The 20,507-nt window shown below is 69.9% G+C and carries 9 protein-coding genes; 8 read left to right on the forward strand and 1 reads right to left on the reverse strand.

Annotated features, from left to right (window positions below; translation table 11 throughout):
• Window positions 1–368: 368 nt before the first annotated feature.
• Entirely contained in the window at window positions 369–1,868 is a 1,500-nt protein-coding gene (locus PV781_RS10325) for a phosphomannomutase/phosphoglucomutase (RefSeq protein ID WP_274775537.1), read from the reverse strand.
• A 339-nt stretch (window positions 1,869–2,207) separates the two neighbouring features.
• On the opposite strand from PV781_RS10325, the gene PV781_RS10330 reads away from it, so the two are divergent.
• The 8 genes from PV781_RS10330 to PV781_RS10365 all read left to right on the forward strand — a co-directional run bounded on the left by PV781_RS10330 (window position 2,208) and on the right by PV781_RS10365 (window position 20,507).
• A complete protein-coding gene (locus tag PV781_RS10330) occupies window positions 2,208–2,642 on the forward strand; it encodes a VOC family protein (RefSeq protein WP_274775538.1) in 435 nt (144 codons plus the stop codon).
• A 132-nt stretch (window positions 2,643–2,774) separates the two neighbouring features.
• On the forward strand, window positions 2,775–3,479 hold the full coding sequence (locus tag PV781_RS10335) for a hypothetical protein (RefSeq protein ID WP_274775539.1): 705 nt from the start codon (window positions 2,775–2,777) through the stop codon (window positions 3,477–3,479).
• A gap of 313 nt (window positions 3,480–3,792) precedes the next feature.
• Complete coding sequence (locus PV781_RS10340; RefSeq protein ID WP_274775657.1) at window positions 3,793–4,596, forward strand: transporter substrate-binding domain-containing protein; 804 nt, start codon at window positions 3,793–3,795, stop codon at window positions 4,594–4,596.
• A 152-nt stretch (window positions 4,597–4,748) separates the two neighbouring features.
• On the forward strand, window positions 4,749–5,507 hold the full coding sequence (locus PV781_RS10345; protein ID WP_274775540.1) for an amino acid ABC transporter permease: 759 nt from the start codon (window positions 4,749–4,751) through the stop codon (window positions 5,505–5,507).
• Window positions 5,504–6,388 (forward strand): amino acid ABC transporter permease, encoded by an 885-nt coding sequence (locus tag PV781_RS10350; protein WP_274775541.1) that lies wholly within the window; start codon window positions 5,504–5,506, stop codon window positions 6,386–6,388. The genes PV781_RS10345 and PV781_RS10350 overlap by 4 nt, the downstream gene beginning before the upstream one ends.
• Window positions 6,389–6,479: 91 nt before the next feature.
• Window positions 6,480–7,190 carry an amino acid ABC transporter ATP-binding protein gene (locus tag PV781_RS10355; RefSeq protein WP_274706728.1) on the forward strand — a complete coding sequence of 237 codons (711 nt, stop codon included), beginning with the start codon at window positions 6,480–6,482 and terminating at the stop codon, window positions 7,188–7,190.
• Between the two features lie 268 nt (window positions 7,191–7,458).
• Complete coding sequence (locus tag PV781_RS10360) at window positions 7,459–19,350, forward strand: autotransporter outer membrane beta-barrel domain-containing protein (RefSeq protein WP_274775542.1); 11,892 nt, start codon at window positions 7,459–7,461, stop codon at window positions 19,348–19,350.
• Window positions 19,350–20,507 carry a TIGR03032 family protein gene (locus tag PV781_RS10365; protein ID WP_274775543.1) on the forward strand — a complete coding sequence of 386 codons (1,158 nt, stop codon included), beginning with the start codon at window positions 19,350–19,352 and terminating at the stop codon, window positions 20,505–20,507. The genes PV781_RS10360 and PV781_RS10365 overlap by 1 nt, the downstream gene beginning before the upstream one ends.

The raw sequence follows: 20,507 nt of genomic DNA on the forward strand, positions 1-20,507 counted from the left end.
AGCTGGACGGCATGCAGGCTGGGGACCGAAGGCCGTCCGGGCTGCGCCTCGCGGCGGTCCCCTTGACCTTTCCCACGCGCCCGCCGGATCCTTGGCGGACCCCGGCTGCCGCCGACTTCGGACAGCGTCGCTCTGCCCTGGCCGAAGCCCGAACTCCCCGCGCATCTACTCCCTGAAGCTTGCACCAGACGGCAGATGCCGCCTCGTGAGCTTGCGCCAGCCCGGCGGAGCCGGCCGGACTGGTCCTTGGTAACCCCGCCGGAGCGGAGATCGCTGCGCCGCAACGCGTGCGGCGCAATACAGTGCGTCGGACGGCGACCGGACGCAAGCCGGCTTTCCATCCCACTTTCGATGAATCTTCCCGGTCTTCAGATCTTCTGGTTGTACTCGCCCACTTCCGGGTGGGTGCGCAGCACCGAATCCACCGCCTCGAACATCTCGCGCATGCGCGCCTCGGAGACGGGGCTTTCCACCACCACCACCAGTTCGGGCTTGTTGGACGAGGCCCGCACCAGGCCCCAGGAGCCGTCCTCGGTGGTGACGCGCACGCCGTTCACCGTCACGAGGTCGCGGATCTTCTGGCCGGTGACGAGCGCGCCCTTGGCCTGGAGGTCCTCGAAATGGCTGACCACCTTGGCGACGATGCCATACTTGGCCTCGTCCGCGCAGTGGGGGGACATGGTGGGCGAGGACCAGGTCTTGGGCAGCGCCAGGCGCAGCTCGGAAAGCTTCTTGCCCGGATTGCGGTCCATCATGTCGAGCACCGCGATGGCGGAGACGAGGCCGTCGTCATAGCCACGGCCCACGGGGGCGTTGAAGAAATAGTGGCCGGACTTCTCGAAGCCCACCAGCGCCCCGGTCTCGTTCACCCGGCGCTTCATGTAGGAATGGCCGGTCTTCCAATAGTCCGCCTTCACGCCCAGCTTGATCAGCTCGGGATCGGTGGCGAACAGGCCGGTGGACTTCACGTCCACCACGAAGGTGGCGCCGGGATGCAGCTTGGCAAGGTCGCGGGCGAGCATGACGCCCATCTTGTCGGCGAAGATCTCCTCGCCCTCGTCATCCACCACGCCGCAGCGGTCGCCGTCGCCGTCGAAGCCCAGCGCCAAGTCTGCCTTGTGCTCCAGCACCGCGTCCCGCATGGCATGGAGCATCTCCATGTCCTCGGGGTTCGGATTGTACTTGGGGAAGGAGTGGTCGAGCTCGCAATCGAGCGGGATCACTTCCGCGCCCAGCGCCTCCAGGATGCGGGGGGCGAAGGCGCCGGCGGTGCCGTTGCCGCAGGCGCAGATGACCTTGATGGGATGCTGCAGCTTCGGCCGATTGGTGAGGTCCTTGATATAGACCTCCGGGAAGCCTTCCACGAACACGTAGGAACCGCCGCCGCGCAGGTCGAACTTGGCGGCCAGCACGATCTCCTTCAGGCGGGTCATTTCGTCGGGGCCGAAGGTGAGGGGGCGGTTGACGCCCATCTTCACGCCGGTCCAGCCATTGTCGTTATGGGAGGCGGTCACCATGGCCACCGCCGGCACGTCCAGCGCGAACTGGGCGAAATAGGCCATGGGTGACATGGCAAGCCCGATATCGTGCACCTTGATGCCCGCCGCCATGAGCCCGGAGACCAGCGCCAGCTTGATGGAGGAGGAATAGCTGCGGAAGTCGTGGCCGGTCACGATCTCCGGTCGCACGCCCATCTCATGCATCAAGGTGCCCAGGCCCATGCCCAGGGCCTGGATGCCCATGAGGTTGATTTCCTTCTGGAACAGCCAGCGTGCGTCATACTCCCGAAAGCCGGTCGGCTTCACCATGGGCTCGGATTCGTAAGCATAGGTGTTGGGCGTCAGAGCGGGCTTCGGGGTCGGAAACATGCACGGCCTCTCCGGCAACAATGGGACGACACGACAAGCCTTGCCCGACAGACGAAAGCAAGGAGAAAAACTTGCCGCTTTCGGGTGGCCATCTGGTTGCCCGCGAACCGAGCCTTCAATGCGACGGAACTGCGAAGGTTCCATGGCCGGTTCGCGGAAACAGAAAGAATGTTGCGGCGCAACGAGATGCGGCCTCGAAAAATTCTGCGCGGGGGGTGTCGGGATGCCCGGTCCCCCGTCGTCTTCCATGGGAGGATGGGCGCGCTGCCCGTGCCTCCCGCCGGGGATGGGCGGATCGACCGCAGGCCGGGCGTCACCGGCCAGGGGAGGGGATGCCTTATGATCGTTCAGCCCTATCTGTTCTTCGACGGCCAGTGCGAAGCCGCGCTCGACTTCTACAAGGCGGCGCTGGGCGCCGAGGTGGAGATGATGATGCGCTTCGGCGAAGCGCCGCCCGCCCCCGACGGTGCCGCCTCCGAAGGCTGCGGTCCGGGCCCCGGGGCGCAGAATGCCGACAAGATCATGCATGCCTCCTTCCGGGTGGGCGATACCGTGATCATGGCCTCCGATGGAAATTGCGGCGAAGCGCCGAAATTCGACGGCTTCTCGCTCTCCATCACCGTGTCGGACGTCGCCACCTGCAACCGCGTCTTCGCTGCCCTCGGGGATGGCGGGGCGGTGATCCAGCCGGTGATGGCCACCTTTTTCTCGCCTGCCTTCGGCATGGTGCGAGACAAGTTCGGGGTCTCCTGGATGATCCTCGTCTATGGCTGACCCCATCCCCCGGCCGGGCGCCGCAACCCGCCTGGCCGGGGGAGGCGATGTGTGGCTTTGGTTGTTATTAATTTTATATTGCAACCTTGAGTTATTCTTGGTTCAGTGACCCCTACTGGGATGGGGGATCACATGAAGCGTGCATTCGCGGCGGGCCTCGCCTGCCTCATGGTCGCCGGCTGTCAGACGGACCGCACCGCGCTGGCGCCGCCGAAGCCGGCCTACAGAGACTTGGGGCCGACCATTCGGAGCATGGGCTTCGACGAATTGCTGCTTCCCTCCACCGGCTATGGACCGGGCTCCTTGGTCACGTCGCGCAAGGGATCCGGCGGCGTGAAGCCCCCGTTGAAGCTCGCCTATCTTTGCAGCCCTGAAGACGTTCGCTTTGTCCCGAAAATTCAGCCGGAACCGGCGCCCTCCGCCGATGTCGTCATGAATCTGAGCGGAGGCTTCAACGTGGAGGCGCCTCTGTCCCAGTTCGTCGGCGGCGTCAGTGCCGATCATGTGGAGGCCGTGACCCTTTCCCTTTCCGACGTGACGGTGGAGCAGGTGGCCCTGAGCGATCTCGATGCGATCATCGAGAGTCTCGGGCCCAAATGCACGGCGCGGCTGGCCAAATACAGGGACAAGGGCACAGCCTATCAAACCCTGAAGGCATTGCGCGCCACCGTGACCTACAAGGTCACGTTCAAACAGGGCGTGTCCGCCCAGTTGAAGACGGCGGTGCTCACCGCCTTCGGGGTGAAGCTCGGTGCCAATGCCCAGCGTGACGGCGAGAGTTCGGTGGTGGTGAAAGGCCTTTATCTGGGCCTCGACCTGGAAAAGGTCGGCGGCTAATCGCGCTCCGGCCCATGCCCCTCTCGCCCTGACGTGCATTTGGCCCGGCGACCCGGCGCGCACCGCCCCGCCGGCGCGCGCCATCCACAGACCTCCGTAATTGCCCGTGCAGACTTCCCCAACTGCCTCTAAGCTGAGGGTCCCGCCTGTCCAGCGCATTCCGCTGGGTCAGGCCGCCGGGCCTTCTTTCGCGGAGGGCGCGGCGTCGACGTAATCTGGTCCCGGTCTTGCAAGCGCCGACGGCAATCGCTGACCGGGACACCGCTCCGAACGTCAAGGCCGCCATTCAGGCGGCGCAGAGGGAAGCCAGATGATGAAGAAGCTTTTGATCGCAGCGGGCCTCGCCCTGGCCGTGGGAAGCCTGCCCGCTTCCGCCGACGTGCTCGACAAGATCAAGGAAAAGGGCGTGCTCGTGGTGGGCGTGAAAGCCGACTACAAGCCCTTCGGCTTCCGCGATCCCTCTGGCGCGATTGTGGGCATCGAGCCTGATCTTGCGGCAGACGTGGCCAAGCGCCTGGGCGTGAAGCTGGAACTGGTGCCGGTGATCTCCGCCAACCGGATCGAGTTCCTGCAGCAGGGCAAGATCGACCTGATGATCGCCACCATGTCGGACAAGCCCGAGCGCCGCAAAGCGGTGCTGGCCATCGACCCGCAATATTATTCCGACAGCGTCAACATCCTGCTCTCCAAGAAGGCCAAGCTCGCCAGCTGGGACGACCTGAAGGGCAAGGTGCTCTGCGGCACGTCCGGGGCCTGGTACAACAAGGAAGTCTCCGCCAAATACGGCGCCGAGGTGAAAGCCTTCGACGGCTCGGAAAAGCCCCTGTTCGCCCTCAAGGGCGGCGAGTGCATCGGCTACCTGTATGACCAGACCTTCGTGCAGGGCAAGCTGCTGGATGCCGAGTGGAACACCGACTATGCCATGCCGCTCCCGGGCGTGATGGAAGCCCCCTGGATCCTGGCGGTGGCCCCCGGCGAGGACAAGTTCGCCAAGTTCATGACCGACACCACCCTCGACTGGATGAAGACCGGCTTCATCGTCAGCGAGGAGAAGAAGTGGGGCATCGAGCCCACCGACTATTCCAAGCGCATGCACGAGAAGTACAAGGGCAGCTGAGCCGCGGCCTGATCCGGCCGGCCGGGCGCGCCTCGTGAGGGCGCTGTCCGGCCGTCTTCCGCTCCTGTCGCCGGTCGCGCCCCGCGCGCCCGGCGTTCAAGTTTCGGCGTTTCGCGGGGGCACGGCCCCCGGCTTCCTGCGGCGGCTCATCCATGGAAATGGTCTCGGACTGGTTTCGTGAGCTTTACGAAACCACGGGCATCAACCTGACCATCGTCTATGACGCCTATGACCGGCAGCGTTTCCTGTCGGGCCTCGGCATGACGGTGTATCTGTCGGTTGTGTGCATTCTCATCAGCCTCGTCATCGGGGCGGTGGGCGCCTGGGCGCAGGGCAGCCCGCTGCGCATCGTGCGGGCGCTGGTGAACGGCTTCGTCGTCATTTTCCGCAACACCCCGCCGCTGGTGCAGATCTTCTTCTTCTATTTCGGCCTCGGCCAGATCCTGCCCCGCATCGAGGGGGCGGACGGCATGCGCGTGCCCATCCTGTCCAACGTGCAATGGGCCATCGTCTCGCTCTCTTTGTTCGCGGGCGCCTTCAACGTGGAGATCTTCCGCTCCGGCCTCGAGGCCGTGCCGCGCACCACCACGGAGGCGGCGGAGGCGCTGGGCTATACCCGCCTTGGCGTCTATCGCCATGTGCTGCTGCCGCTCGCCTTGCGCATCTGCTTGCCGGCGCTCAACAACAATCTCGTCAATTTGCTGAAGACGACCACACTGGCCTATGCCATTGCGGTGCCCGAGACGCTTTATGTCTCCAAGCAGATCTGGACCGACAGCCAGAACGTGCCGGTGATGATGATCGTGCTGCTCATCGTCTATACGGCGCTGGTGGGCCTGCTGGTCTTCATCATGCACCGGTGGGAGAAGATGCTGGCCATTCCCGGCTTCGGCCAGGCGGGTGCGAAATGAGCAAGTCCTCCTTCTCCACACCGCCCGCTGCCACCGCCGTCGCGCCGCGCGACGTCCTGCCCGTTCTCCTGCCCTATCGCCTGCGTCCCACGGCGCCGCTGCGCTGGCCACGCCTCGGCCTGATCTCGTGGGTGGGGATCGCCGGCCTTGCCTTGTTCATCGGCGGCGTCGCCCATGCCCAGTCGGGGGCGGACCGGCTCTCGGCGGTTGCGGTCATCTGGAAATGGCTGCCGCTGCTGATGTCGGGCTTTGCCTTCAACATCCTCATCTCGGTCCTGTCCATGTCGCTTGGCACGGTGGCCGGGCTGGTGCTGGGCCTCGCCCAGGTGGGCGAGAACGCGCTCCTGCGCAAGGCGGCCTGGGGCGCCACCCAGTTCTTCCGCAACGCGCCCTGGCTGGTGCTGCTGTTCTTCGCCATGTTCATGATCCCGTTCCAGTTCCGGATCTTCGGCACCACCATTCCCTTCCCGGACTGGGTGAAGGCGGTAATCGGCTTTGCCCTGCCGGTGATGGCGAACGTGTCGGAGATCGTGCGCGGGGCGGTGGCCTCGCTGCCGTCGGGCCAGTGGGAGGCGGCGGAATCGCTGGCCTTCTCCCGCCGGCAGACCATGTGGCGGATCATCCTGCCCCAATGCGTGAAGCGCATGCTGCCGCCCTGGATGAACCTCTATTCCCTGGTCACCATGGCCACCGTGCAGGCCTCCATCGTGGGGGTGACGGAAATGCTCACCCTGACGGCGCAGGTGCACGCCGCCGAGGGCGGCCGGCCGGATCTGCTGGCGCCGCTCTATGGCTTCGCCATGCTGTGCTTCTTCGTCTACTGCTACCCCATCGAGCGCTTCACCCTCTATCTTGAGCGGCGCTTCCACCTCCACCAGTGACCGGCGCGCGGAGGCCCTGTTGACGGCTCCCCACTCTTCCAACCCGGCCGAGGATTTCGGCTGGACCCCCGACCAGCCCTTGGTGCGGGTGATGGATGTCTACAAGTCCTTCGGCACCTTGCCGGTGCTGCGCGGCGTCTCGTTCGACGTGCGCAAGGGCGAGGTGGTCTGCATCATCGGCCCCTCCGGCTCGGGCAAGTCGACCCTCATCCGCTGCATCAACGCGCTGGTGCCCATCGATTCCGGCACCATCCGCGTGGAGGGGCAGGAGGTGAACGACCCCGACCTGGACAAATTGGCCCTGCGCCGCAAGGTCGGCATGGTGTTCCAGCAATACAACCTCTTTCCCCACCGTACCGCCCTGCAGAACGTGATGATGGCGCCCATCCACGTGCTGAAGCAGGACAAGAAGGAGGTGGAGGCCCGCGCCCGCGCGCTCCTCGCCAAGGTGCGCCTGGCCGGCAAGGAGGATGCCTATCCCGGTCAGTTGTCCGGCGGCCAGCAGCAGCGCGTGGCCATCGCCCGCTCGCTCGCCATGCGGCCCGATGTGATGCTGTTCGACGAGGTGACCGCCGCCCTCGACCCGGAGACGGTGAAGGAGGTGCTGGTCACCATCCGCGAGTTGGCGGAAGAGGGCATGACCTGCATCCTCGTCACCCACGAAATGGGCTTTGCCCGCGAGGTGGCGGACCACATCTATTTCACCGATGCCGGTGTCATCGTGGAGCACGGGCCGCCGGAGGAATTCTTCGCCGCGCCCAAGGACCCGCGCACCCAGGCCTTTCTCGGCCAGATCCTGTGAGGACGACAGGGCATCCGGTGTCGCAAGGGCGCGCCAATCCCAAGTTGTGCAACGCGCATCCGCGCGTCTTGAGGTGTTCGGTGGTATTATAGAGCGGATCGAGGCGAGCCTGACATGCCGGTTCCGTCGGTCCCCCGTCGCCACCAAGCAAAGGTGCGCATTAAGTTTTAGCAATGTCCCGAAATACCACTGGCGCGACCTGGAGCTTCGGCAAGGTGCGTGATAGTGCCTGAAGCGTGGCCATGTATTGGCCTGGCTGGGGGCAGTCATGACATCAGTGCGGGGCGTATCACGCGCGTCGGAGCCTAGCGTCGGAAGCGTCTACCAGGCGTCCACGGCGCGGCTGAGGCTTTCCACCGCCCTGTCCAGCACCCTGGCTGGCCTTGCCTTCATCGCTGGCGCGGGCCTTGGCGGGACGGCCGTTGCGCAGACCCAGGTGTTCGTCCCCTATGTGTCCAATGTCGCGGGTGCCGGCGGCGGTGGGGGCGGGAGCGACTATTATCACACGGATGACGCCCAGGGGAGCACGGGCGGGGTTGGCCAGACCTTCGGCGTCAGTTCATTCCAGGTGAACGGCGCCACCAGCGGCGTGCCGACCGCCCTGTCCATCACCAATATTGGCGGCGTCGGCGGTAATGGCGGCTATGGCCATAGCTGGACCGGCTATGGCTCGGGCGGCACCGGCGGCGCCGGCGGGTGGGGCGGCGAGCAGACCATCACCATCACCAGCGTGAACGCCGCGACCACCGCGAATACGGTGGCGATCCAGTCCCTGGGCGGGGCCGGGGGCGCAGGCGGCTACGGTTCCAGCCGGTACGATTGGGCCCAGGGCGGCGGTGGCGGGCAGGCGGCGGGCGGCGGGGCGATCACGCTGAACGTGGCAAGCTCCACCTTGTCCACTGGGTCGCAAGCCATCTTTATCCTGACCATGGGCGGCGGAGGCGGAGCGGCCAATTCCGGGACTACCCGGACCTCCAGCGGCACCGGCGGCGTCGGCGGTGTGGGTGGCGTCGGCAACTGGATCGACCTCGACATTTCCGGCTCCATCCTCTCGGGCGGCAGCAGCGGGAATGGCTTTGCGGTGTTCGCCCAGTCCGCCGGGCAGACCGGCGGCACCGGGGGCTATGGCAGTTCGTACACCACCACCGCGCGCGGCGGCGCGGGTGGTGCTGGGGGAACCTCGAGCACCTTCGTCTCCGCCTATGGCACCGTGACCAATTCCACCATCACCGGCGCTGCGGGGGGCATCCAGATGCTGTCCACCGCCGGATGGGGCGGCGCTGGCGGCAACGGGTCCAGCGGCGCCGGCTATTCCTATGGTGGCGCCAGCGGCGCTGGCGGCAACGTGGTGGGCGTGACCGGCCTTGCCATCTCGGGCTCCACCATTACCGCCAATGGCGGTGCGGCCATCGTCGTGTCCTCCGTGGGCGGCCTGTCCCTGGCGGCGGGCTGGGCGTCCAGCGACTCGAACAAGTCCTATGGCGGCAATGGCGGTACCGGTGGCAATGGCAACACCGCCAAGCTTGTGTTGTCCGGTTCCACCGTCAGCGGCACCACCAACGGAGTCACCGTGTGGTCCGGGGGCGGCGCCGGCGGGGCGGCGGGCTCGGGCGCCGGCGGCACGGACCACGGTTATGGCGGCACTGGCGGGCAGGGCGGCACTGGCGGCTATGCCTATGCCCGGATCTCCGGCGGCAGCGTCTTCAGCGCCAACGGAACGTCCATCTTCATCTCGTCCGTAGGCGGCAATGGCGGCGCGGGTGCCGAAGGCCACTCCACCGGGAGCAGCGCCGATGGCGGCCTTGGCGGCGCTGGCGGGGCTGGCGGCAATGCCGGGCTGACCTTGACCGGCGCGTCGGTGGCCGGCGCTGTGGGGGTGCTGGTGCAATCCCTGGGCGGCACGGGCGGGAATGGTGGCGAGGGGGATGCCACCTTCGCCAACGCAACCGGCGGCAATGCCGGGGCTGGCGGCAATGCCGGCGCGGTGACCGTCGCGGTTGCCGGCGGCAATGTCCAGCCCTGGGGTGCGGCGCTGGTGGCGAAGGCCAATGGCGGCGCCGGGGGTACCGGCGGCTACGGTTATGGCGGGGCGTCCGAGGCCTGGGGCGGCACGGGCGGGGCAGGTGGCGCGGGCGGCACGGTGTCGGTCAGCCTCGCCAATGGGGTGGTCATCTCCACCGGCGGCGCCAATGCCCCGGCGGTTGCCCTTTATGCCAATGGCGGCGCCGGCGGAACCGGCGGCATGGCGCGGGCGAGCGCGGAGACGCAGGGCGCCGATGGCGGGGCGGGCGGCACGGGCGGAACCGCCGCGCTCACCGTGGGCAATGCCACCATCTGGACCGGCGGCAGCTATGCGGCGGCCATCCTGGTGGCGGCCAATGGGGGCGGAGGTGGCGCGGGTGCGGCGGCCAGCGACAGCCTGAACGAGACCGGCGGCAATGGCGGGGTGGGCGGAAATGCGGCCGGCGGTACGGCGGCAAGCGTCGTCATCCAGGCCGGTGCCAATGTCTATACCAAGGGCTTTTCCTCCAATGCCGTCATCGCCCAGAGCCTCGGCGGCACCGGCGCGAACGGCGCGAGCGTGGGCGGCTTCTTCGGCAGTGATGGCGGACAAGGCAGCCCGGGCGGCACGTCGGGCTTTGTCTATCTGAACACGGCCGGTCGCATCTCCACCAGCGGCGACCAGTCCGTCGCGGTGGTCGTGCAGTCGGTGGCGGGTGGCGGCGGCAATGGCGGCTCCTCCAATGCGGTCATCGCCCCCATGGGCGGTAATGGCGCGGCGAGCGGCGATGCGGGCGGCGTCACCGCGCTGAATTCCGGCACCATCTCCACCACCGGCAATTATGCCCATGGCATGCTGGTGCAATCGGTGGGGGGCGGCGGCGGCAGCCTGCTGGGCGGTTCCGGCTCGGCCATTTCTGTCGGCGGGACCTCCAGCTCCGGCGGCACCGGCGGCGGCGCCGAGGCGCTGGTGCGCAATTCCGGCACCATCACCACCACCGGCAATTTCTCCGACGGCATCCTGGCCCAGTCCATCGGTGGCGGCGGCGGCAATGGCGGCGGCGCAGGGGGCATCGCCTCCCTCGGCGGGCAGGGCGCCTCCGGCGGCAATGCGGATGCCACCAAGGTCTATCATAGCGGCCTTGTCGCCACCTCCGGGCGCGACGCCATCGCCATCACCGCCCAGTCCATCGGCGGCGGCGGCGGGCGGGGCGGCGGTGCCATGTCGGTGGCGCCGGGCGAAGCGGCGGCCATTGGCGGGGGCGGCGGCAGTGGCGGCGCCGGTGGCGGCGTCTATGTCAAGACCTACGGCCCCAGCGCCACCACGCTCACCGTCTCCACCACCGGGCGCTATGCCACCGGCATTCTCGCCCAGTCCATCGGCGGCGGCGGTGGTTCGGGCGGCAGCGCGGTGGCGGCGACCGTGGGATTTGCGGCTCTGGCCATTGGCGGCACCGGCGGGGGCGGCGGCAACGCGGCCTATGCCACGGTGGTGAACGCGGCCGGCATCAGGACCACCGGCGACCGGGCCTCGGCCATCATCGTTCAGTCGGTGGGCGGGGGCGGTGGCTCGGGTGGCGCGGCGCTTGCCGCCAGCGCCGGCATCTATTTCGCAGCGGCCGTGGCGCTGGGCGCGTCCGGCGGCAGCGGCGGTGCGGGCGCGGCGGCGTCCGCCACCAATTCCGGCACCATCGCCACCGCCGGCGCGGATTCCTTCGGCCTTTTGGTGCAGTCCATCGGCGGCGGCGGCGGCAATGGCGGCTCCTCGGCGGCCTATAGCGCGGCGGCCGGCATAGACGGGGCGGCGGCGGTCTCCGCGGCGCTGGGTGGCTCCGGCGGCTCCGGCAACACCGCTGGCAATGCCAGCGTCGAGAATTCCGGCACCATCGCCACGGGCGGCGCAGGGGCGAGCGCCATCCTCGCCCAGTCCATCGGCGGCGGCGGCGGCACGGGCGGCGATGCCACGGCGCTTTCGGTGGCGGTGTCCACGGGCGCATCGGTGAGCGTCTCGGCCGCGCTGGGCGGCACCGGCGGCTCGGGCGCCAATTCCGGTACGGTCACCGTCACCAATTCCGGCACCGTCACCACCTCCGGCGATTTTGCCGACGGCGTGCAGGCCCAGGCCATTGGGGGCGGCGGCGGCAATGGCGGGGTGGGCTCCACCTCCGCCAATGCGGTGAACCTCACCGGCAAGACCTCCATCTCCCTGTCGCTGGGCGGTGGCGGGGCCGGGGGCGAGGCGGGCAATGCCTATGGCGTCACCGTCACCAATTCCGGCACCATCGGCACCCAGGGTGCCAGCGCCAAGGGCGTGTTCGCCCAGTCGGTGGGCGGCGGCGGCGGCGTGGCGGGGGGCGGTGTTGCCAATTCCAATGGCGGCCAGGTGGCCATCGGCGTGACGCTGGGCGGGTCCGGCGGCGGCGGCGGCGCGGGCGGCACTGTGGCCGTGACCAATACCGGCACCGTCACCACCACGGGCGATGATGCGGACGCCCTCTTCGCCCAGTCCATTGGTGGCGGTGGCGGCGTGGGCGGCAGCGCGTCCAGCACCACCAAGGCGGGGGCGGACAACCTCGCCGACCTCAGCAGCAAGCTGACCAATTCCAATTCCTCCTCCTTCGGCCTCAGCGTCGCCCTGGGCGGCTCGGGCGGCGGCGGTGGCGATGGCGCGGCGGTGACGATCACGTCCGGCTCGAGGGCGGCGGGCGCCACCGTCACCACCACCGGCGACCATGCGGTGGCCATCTTCGCCCAGTCGGTGGGCGGCGGCGGCGGCAAGGGCGGCGCGGCGGCGGGCACCGAGAGCGGCGGCAAGGTGGGGCTTACCTTCTCCCTGGGCGCCACGGGCGGCGCGGGCGGCACGGGCGGCGCCGTCACGTTGGGCAGCTATGGCACGGTGAGCACGGCGGGCACGGATGCGATCGCCATCCTCGCCCAGTCCGTGGGCGGCGGCGGCGGCAATGCCGGCAACACCAATAGCGCCGCATCCGCCAAGATCGGGCTTGGCGGCGCGCTGGGCGAAAATGGCGCGGCGGGAGGCGAAGGCGGCACGGTGGCAGTCACCACGGGCGGCACCATCACCACCCGGGGCGATCTGTCGGACGGCATCCTCGCGCAGTCCATCGGCGGCGGCGGCGGCGTGGGCTCCACGGCGGGGGCGGACGCCCATGCGGCGGGCAAGCAATCGGTGTCGCTGGCGGCGACGCTCGGCGGCTCCGGCGGCGTGGGGGGCATCGGGAACACCGTCACGGTGGAAAATGGTGCAGCCATCTCCACCAGCGGCGACCATGCGGACGGCATTCTCGCGCAAAGCATTGGCGGCGGCGGCGGAAAGGGCGGCGCGGTCTCCTCCAAGGGGGCGGGCGGCGCCTACAACATTTCCGCCGCGCTGGGCGGTTCGGGCGGCGCGGGCACGTATGGCGGGGCGGTCACCGTCACCAATACGGGCGTGGTGCGCACGTCGGGCGACCAGTCCATCGGCCTCCTCGCCCAGTCGGTGGGCGGCGGCGGTGGCAGCGCGGCGGGCGCGGCTTCTTCAGCCAATGGCGGCAGCGTGGCGGTGAGCTTCACCCTGTCGGGCGGCGGCGGGAGCGGCGCCTATGGCGGCGCCGTCTCGGTGTCCACCGGCGCCAGCGTCATCACCACCGGGCAGGGCTCCACCGGCATCCTGGCCCAATCCATCGGCGGCGGCGGCGGCAATTCCGGCAGCGCCTCGGACACGGCGCAGGCGAAGATCGGGGTCGGCGGTTCGCTTGGCCTCGCGGCGGGCGGCGGCGGCAATGGCGGCGCGGTGACGGTCACGGCCTCAACCGGCGGCAGCGCCACCACCTATGTGGCCACCACCGGCTCCCATGCGGACGCCATCCTGGCGCAGTCTATCGGCGGTGGCGGCGGCAACGCCTCGGCGGTCAGCAGCAAGGCGGCGGGCGCGGGCAATAAGGGCGTGGGCGTCAGCCTGTCCATGGGCGGCGCCGGCGGCTATGGCGGCAATGGCGGCACGGTGAGCGTCAATAACGGCACCCTGGCCCTGCCGGCGGCCATCGTGGTGGCCAAGGGCGAGGATGCGAGCGCGATCGTCGCCCAGTCCATCGGCGGCGGCGGCGGGCGCGGCGGCGCCTCCTCCAGCGCCACCGATGGCTCGGGCATCGCCAATGTCTCCGCGACCCTGGGCGGGTCGGGGGGAAGCGGCGGCACGGGCGGCACGGTGAACGTGGTCAGCTACGGCATTGTCAGCGCCGAGGGCGGCCATGGCAGCGCCATCCTGGCGCAGTCCATCGGCGGCGGCGGCGGCAATGCCAGCGCCACCAGCACCTCCTCCTCCGACTTGAAGGCGGATGCCAATGTGTCCGCGACGCTGGGCGGCTCCGGCGGGTCCGGCGGCGCGGGCGGGGCGGTGAATGTGACCAGCCTCGGCGCTCTCTTCACCAAGGGCACGGCGGGCACCGCCCTCATCGCCCAGTCTGTGGGCGGCGGCGGCGGCAGCGCGGCGGTGAGCCAGGCCAAGGATTCGGGTGGCAAGGTGTCGCTCTCCTTCGGGCTGGGTGGCTCGGGCGGGTCCGGCGGCAGTGGCGAGACCGTGACCGTCATCGCCTCCGGCGACATCTCCACGGTGGGCGCCCATGCGCTGGGCCTCCTCGCCCAGTCCATTGGCGGCGGCGGCGGCAATGCGGGCAGCGCCTCCAATGCGGCCAGCGCGAAGATCGCCCTCGGCGGCGCTATCGGCGGCGCGGGCGGCGGGGGTGGCGATGGCGGCACGGTGAACGTGACCTTGGGCACCGGCCTTGCAGCCTCCACCATCGTCACCACCGGCCTTGGCGCGGATGCGGTGCTGGCCCAGTCCATCGGCGGCGGCGGCGGCAATGCCGCCGCAGGCAATGGCAAGGCGGACGGCGCGGGCGGCCAGGGTGGCAGCCTGGAGGTGACGCTGGGCGGCGCGGGCGGGGCCGGCAGCACGGGCGGAGCGGTTACCCTCACCAATGCGGGCACGACGCTGGCGGCCATCTCCACCTCGGGCGACCATGCCAATGGCCTGGTGGCCCAGTCCATCGGCGGCGGCGGCGGACGGGGCGGGGCCTCCAGTTCCACGTCCGGCGGATCGGGCGTCGCTTCACTCAGCGCGGCGCTGGGCGGGTCCGGCGGCGCGGGCGGGACGGGCGGCATCGTCACCCTGACCAATGCGGGCACGGTCACCACTGCCGGCGCCCATGCGGACGCGGTCATCGCCCAGTCCATCGGCGGGTCGGGCGGCAATGCGGTGCTGGCCAGTTCCACCAGCAAGGACGCCCAAAGCGATGCCAGCATCTCGGCTTCTCTGGGCGGCACCGGTGGCGCGGGTTCCACTGGCGGCGCGGTGAATGTGGCGCAGAGCGGCACGCTGGCCACCAAGGGGGCCTTCTCCTTCGCCATCCTCGCCCAGTCCATCGGCGGCGGTGGCGGCAATGCGGGTGCGACCGCCGATACCGGCACGGGCGGCAAGGTGGGGGTGACGCTGGGTCTCGGCGGGACGGGCGGAGCCGGCTCCACCGGCGGCACGGTCAGCGTGACCAATTCCGGCTCCATTCACACCGAGGGGCACGGCGCGAGCGCGCTCGTCGCCCAGTCCATTGGCGGCGGCGGTGGCAATGGCGGCAGCGCGGTGAATGCCGCCACCGCCAAGATCGGCCTCGGCGCCGACCTCTCCGGTACGGGCGGGCAAGGGGGCGTGGGCGGCACCGTGACGGTGACGCTCGCCACCGTTTCGGGCTCGCAGATCACCACCTCGGGCGCGGCGGCTGACGGCCTGCTCGTCCAGTCCATCGGCGGTGGCGGCGGCAATGCGGGCACAGGTTCCGGCAAGGCGGACGGCAAGGGCGGCGATGGCGTCAGCCTCACGCTGGCGCTGGGCGGCACCGGGGGTACCGGCGGCACGGGCGGCGCGGTGAATGTCTATAATGGCTCGGCCACCAGTGCCGGGCAGGCCATCTCCACGCGCGGCCACGCCGCGAACGGCATTGTGGCGCAGTCCATCGGCGGGGGCGGCGGCAAGGGCGGCGGCGCCAGCTCCAGCGCGGGGGGAACGGGCGTCGCCGCGCTGTCCGCCAGCCTGGGCGGCACGGGAGGCACGGGCGGCGCCGGCGGTGCGGTCACGCTGAGCACCTTTGCGGAGGTCGCGACGGAAGGCGACCATGCGGCCGGTCTTCTCGCCCAGTCGGTGGGCGGCGGCGGCGGCCTCGCTGTGCTCTCCAATTCGCTGGCGACCGATCAAGCAAGCGACGCCAATGTGGGCGCAAGCCTGGGTGGCGCGGGCGGCTCGGGCAATGACGGCGGCACGGTCACGGTCGCCTCGGATGGGGCGATCACCACAAGGGGCGCCTTCGCGGTCGGCCTCCTCGCCCAGTCCATTGGCGGCGGCGGCGGTGCGGCGGCGGCGACCTCGGAAAAGGGCTCCGGCGGCAAGGTGGATGTGGGCTTCACACTGGGCGCCAGCGGCGGCACGGGGGGCGGCGGCGGCACGGTTGCTGTCACGGTGGCGCAGGCGATTTCCACCTCGGGCCATGGCGCCACCGGCGTGCTCGCCCAGTCCATCGGTGGCGGCGGCGGCACCGGCGGCAGTGCCAGCAGCGCGGCCACCAGCAAGATCGCGCTGGGTGCGGCTCTGGCGGGCGACGGCGGCTCCGGCGGGGCGGGCGGCAGCGCGGGCGTGTCGCTCGCGGGGGCGAAAGCGGGCCTTGCCATCGCGACCACGGGCAAGAGCGCCGACGCGGTGCTGGCCCAGTCCATCGGCGGCGGTGGCGGCACCGGTGGCAGCGGCGACGGCAAGGCCACCGGCGCGGGCGGCAACGGCGCCTCCGCGCAGGCAGCGCTGGGCGCCAGCTTCAGCGGGTCCGGCGGCGCAGGGGCCACCGGCGGCGTCGCCACCATCACCAATGGCGGCAACGGCGCCACGGCCATGACCGTCCACACCACGGGCTTCGGCTCCAACGGCCTCGTCGCCCAATCCATCGGCGGCGGCGGCGGCCGCTCGGGCCATGCGGCCTCGGCGGCGGCGGGCTCGGCCAAGGCGACGCTCTCCGCCAGCCTGGGCGGGTCTGGCGGCAGCGGAGCATCGGGCTATAGCGCCTCCGTCTCCAATGCCGGCACCCTCGTGACCGAAGGCGGCCATGCGGCGGGCATCTTCGTTCAGTCCATTGGCGGCGGCGGTGGCGCGGCGAGCCTCGACGGCTCCACCGGGAAGGGCCAGGGGGCGGACTTCCAGCTCTCGGCAGCGCTGGGCGGGGCCGGCGGCACGGGCGGGGCGGGCGGGACGGCCACCGCCACCAATTCCGGCAATATCTTCACCTATGGCAGCTTCGCCCATGCGCTCCTCGTCCAGTCGGTGGGCGGGGGCGGCGGCAATGCGGGCGCCACCGCCTCGACCGGTGCCGGCGGCACCGTCACGCTGGCCCTGGGGCTGGGCGGCTCCGGCGGCACGGGCGGCACCGGCGGCGCGGTGAACGTGACCTCGGGCGGCATCCTGATGACGCAGGGGGAGGGTGCCAGCGCCATCCTCGCCCAATCCATCGGCGGGGGCGGCGGGCGCACCTCCACCGACAGCACGGATGCCTCCGGCGGCACGGTGAACGGGTCGCTCGCCATGGGCGGCAGCGGCGGCTCGGGCAATGGGGGCGGCGCGGTGAACGTGGCGCTGACCGGCACCATCGCCACACGCGGCGGCAATGCGGCGGGCATCCTGGCCCAGTCCATCGGCGGCGGCGGCGGGCTGGCTTTGACCTCCACCGCCAATGCCGGCACCAAGGTCGCCCTCGCCTTGACGCTGGGCGGATCTGGCGGCAGCGGAAATGATGGCGGGGCGGTCAATGTGGGCCTGTCCAGCGCGGCGGCCATCGCCACCGCCGGCAGGAATGCCCATGGCGTGCTCGCCCAATCCGTCGGTGGCGGCGGCGGCATTGGCGGCACCGGCTCGGCCGAGTCCATCGCCAGCCTCGCCTTTGGTGGCAATGGCGGCAGCGGCGGCGATGGCGGGGCGGTCACCGTCACGTCCGCCGGCGTCATCGAGACGGCGGGGGCGGGCGCCAGCGGCATTCTCGCCCAGTCCATCGGCGGCGGCGGCGGGCTGGCGGGCGATGCCTCCAGCACGGTGCTGACCGTGGCCGACGGCCAGGTGGGCACTGGCGGTGGCACCGGCAATGGCGGCCTCGTGAGCGTGACCACCACCGGCCAGGTCCTGACCACGGGCGCCAATGCGGCGGCCATCAATGCCCAGTCCATTGGCGGCGGGGGCGGATCGGTGAATGCCGGCACCGTCAACGGCGTCGGCACGGCGGGCGGAGCCGGCGCGGGCGGCGCGGTGAATGTCTCCGTGGGCGGCAAGGTGGCGGCCACGGGCGCCAATTCCGCAGCCATTTTCGCGCTCAGCAGCGGCGGCACCGGCGCGGGCAACATCACGGTCACGCTCGGGGGCGGAGCCAATGTGCAGGGCGGTTCCGGCAGCCAGGGTGCCGGCCTCCTGCTTTCGGGCGGCGCCGAGAACAGCGTTACCATCGCCCAGGGCGCCACACTTTCGGCGCTGAGCGGACAGGCGATCCTCGCCGGCTCCGGCAATGAGAGCGTGACCAATGCGGGCACCCTGACCGGCAGCGTGGATCTCGGCTCCGGTGTCTCAAGCCTGACCAATGCGGGCCTGTTCAATTCCGGCGCCGTGGTGCAACTGGGCAGCGGCACCTTGAACATGGCCGGCGCATCGGCCGTGCTCTCGCCCGGCGGCAAGGGAGCCATCGCCACCACCGCCTTGACGGGCAATTTCGCCATGGCGTCCGGCACCGTCCTGGTGGATGCGGATTTCCGCCAGCAGAAGGGGGACCTTCTCGCCGTCAGCGGCACCGCGCAGGTGGCCGGAACGGTGCAGGTGGTGCCCGCCAAGGTGGTGCCCAATGGCCAGGTGATGTTCCTCGCCGCCGGCCAGATCACCACCCAGGGCCTTGCGGTGGCGGACACCTCCATTCCCTATCAATGGGAGCTGACGCCCCAGTACACCAACAGCCTGCTCACCGGGCTCGGCCTCGTCACCCAGGCGAACTTCACGCCGGCGGGCGTGGTGCTGAATGCCAACCAGCAAGGTGTGGCGCAGCATCTCCAGGCCACCTGGGACGCGGGCGGGACCAAGAATTCCGACCGGCTCTACACCTCGCTCGCCTCCGCCTCCACGGTCCCAATTTACCAGGCGGCGCTGACTGACCTGTCACCGGAACTGCTCGGCGCCGTGGCCTCCGCCCGCACGTCGGACGCGCGGGCGGTGATGAACCGCACCATGAGCTGCCCGGTCTTCGCCGACGACACCACCTTGCTGGTGGAGGATCAGTGCGCCTGGGCCCGGCTCATCCTGGGGCGCACCACCCAGACCACATCCGCCAGCAACCAGGGCTTCTCCACCAATTCCATCACCGCCCAGACCGGCCTCCAGGCGCGCCTGGCGCCGGACTGGTTCGGTGCCTTTTCGGTGGCCTACCAGGAGAGCTGGACCTCCGGGGCGGGCAATAGCAGCTGGACCTCCGCCTCCGGCCTCGACGTGACGGCGGCGCTGAAGCACCAGGTGGGGCCGTGGCTGTTCGCGCTTGCTGGCGACTTCGGCTATATGAGCGCCGACAGCACCCGCACCATTTCGGCTATGGGGGCGAGCCCGCAAAGTTCGTCGGACACCTACAGCCTCACCGGGCGCTTCCGCATCGCCTATGACATCCCCTTCAAGGACTGGTACCTGCGGCCCTATGCGGATTTCGACGTCTCCTATGTGAATGTCCCCGGCTATTCGGAAGCCGGCTTCAGTGGCGCCGAGCTGCAGATCCAGGGCCAGAGCCAGACCACCTTCATCTTCAGCCCGAATGTGGAGATCGGTGGCCGCTTCAATCTCGCGGGCGGAACGGTGCTGCGCCCCTATGCCACCGCTGGCGTCTCCTTCCTGTCCAATGACAGCTGGGTGACCACGGCGAGCCTGATCGGCGCGACGGCGGGCTCGGGCACCTTCAACACCACCACCTACATGCCGAACTTCGTGGGCAATTTCGAATTCGGCCTGCAAATGCTGACCGTCCAGAATGTGGAGTTCAAGCTCGACTATGGGCTCTCCGTCGGCCAAGACTATCTGTCCCAGGCCGGCATGGCCCGAATGGCGGTGCATTTCTGATGGGTGATCCTGAGGTGATCGAGGACCAGACCAAGGGCATGGGGGCGGCACCCGATGCCCCTCCGGCCGCGGCGGCGGGGGCGGGCGAGCCCGCCGCCCTCACCACCGAGCTGACTTGCTCGCGTGGATTTAGCGAGTGGCTGGCCCAGCACAATGTGAGCCTGGCCTTCTCCTCCTACCAGAGCGGGCAGCTCTTCCTCATCGGCCGCTTTCCCGACGGCACGGTCTCCTTCCATCAGCGTGACTTCGTGCGCGCCATGGGGCTGTGGGCCGAGCCCGGCCGGCTGTTCCTCGCTTCGCTCCTCCAGGTCTGGCGGCTGGAGAATGTGCTGGCGGACCATGAGCGGGCGAACCAGCATTTCGACCATCTCTATGTGCCGCGCACGGCGCGCATCACCGGCGACGTGGACGCCCACGAACTGGGGGTCGACGGACGGGGACGGGTGATCTTCGTCAACACCAAGTTTTCGTGCCTGGCCACCTTCAGCCTCACCCATTCCTTCCAGCCGCTCTGGAAGCCCAAATTCATCTCCCGCCTCGCGGCCGAGGATCGCTGCCATCTCAATGGCATGTGCATGGATGGCGGGCAGGTGCGCTATGTGACGGCGGTCAGCCGCACGGACGTGGTGGATGGCTGGCGCGAGCAGAAGGCGGGGGGCGGCGTCGTCATCCGGGTGGAGGATGACGCGGTGGTGGCGGAGGGGCTCTCCATGCCCCATTCGCCGCGCCTCTATGGCGGCTTCCTGTGGGTGCTGGATTCCGGGCGCGGCTATCTGGTGCGCATCGACCCGGCGACCGGCGCGCGGCAGGACGTGGCCTTCTGCCCCGGCTTCCTGCGGGGCCTCGCCCTCCATGACGGGCACGCCATCGTCACGTTGTCCCTGCCGCGCTACCTGAACTTCAAGGGGCTGCCCATCGACGAGGAGATCGCCCGGCGGGGCGGCCAGCCCTGGTGCGGCGTGCAGATCATCAATCTGGCCACCGGCGACATCGTGCAGTGGATCCGGCTGGAGGGCCATATCCGCGAATTGTTCGACGTCACCGTGATCCCTGGCGTCGCCTGCCCCATGGCCGCCCCGCTCCAGGGGCCGGACCTCGCCAACCTCATCACGGTGGAAGCCCCGCCGCGCTCCCTGGACGAGCCCGGCCCGCCCTGA

Source organism: Aquabacter sediminis (assembly GCF_028863665.1).
In the GTDB taxonomy this organism is placed as follows: domain Bacteria; phylum Pseudomonadota; class Alphaproteobacteria; order Rhizobiales; family Xanthobacteraceae; genus L1I39.

What these genes read in the sequence shown, in the direction of transcription:
- PV781_RS10325 (WP_274775537.1), bottom strand. Translation starts at nt 1,868, where the DNA reads ATGTTTCCGACCCCGAAGCCCGCTCTGACGCCCAACACCTATGCTTAC.
- PV781_RS10330 (WP_274775538.1), top strand. Translation starts at nt 2,208, where the DNA reads ATGATCGTTCAGCCCTATCTGTTCTTCGACGGCCAGTGCGAAGCCGCG.
- PV781_RS10335 (WP_274775539.1), top strand. Translation starts at nt 2,775, where the DNA reads ATGAAGCGTGCATTCGCGGCGGGCCTCGCCTGCCTCATGGTCGCCGGC.
- PV781_RS10340 (WP_274775657.1), top strand. Translation starts at nt 3,793, where the DNA reads ATGAAGAAGCTTTTGATCGCAGCGGGCCTCGCCCTGGCCGTGGGAAGC.
- PV781_RS10345 (WP_274775540.1), top strand. Translation starts at nt 4,749, where the DNA reads ATGGAAATGGTCTCGGACTGGTTTCGTGAGCTTTACGAAACCACGGGC.
- PV781_RS10350 (WP_274775541.1), top strand. Translation starts at nt 5,504, where the DNA reads ATGAGCAAGTCCTCCTTCTCCACACCGCCCGCTGCCACCGCCGTCGCG.
- PV781_RS10355 (WP_274706728.1), top strand. Translation starts at nt 6,480, where the DNA reads ATGGATGTCTACAAGTCCTTCGGCACCTTGCCGGTGCTGCGCGGCGTC.
- PV781_RS10360 (WP_274775542.1), top strand. Translation starts at nt 7,459, where the DNA reads ATGACATCAGTGCGGGGCGTATCACGCGCGTCGGAGCCTAGCGTCGGA.
- PV781_RS10365 (WP_274775543.1), top strand. Translation starts at nt 19,350, where the DNA reads ATGGGTGATCCTGAGGTGATCGAGGACCAGACCAAGGGCATGGGGGCG.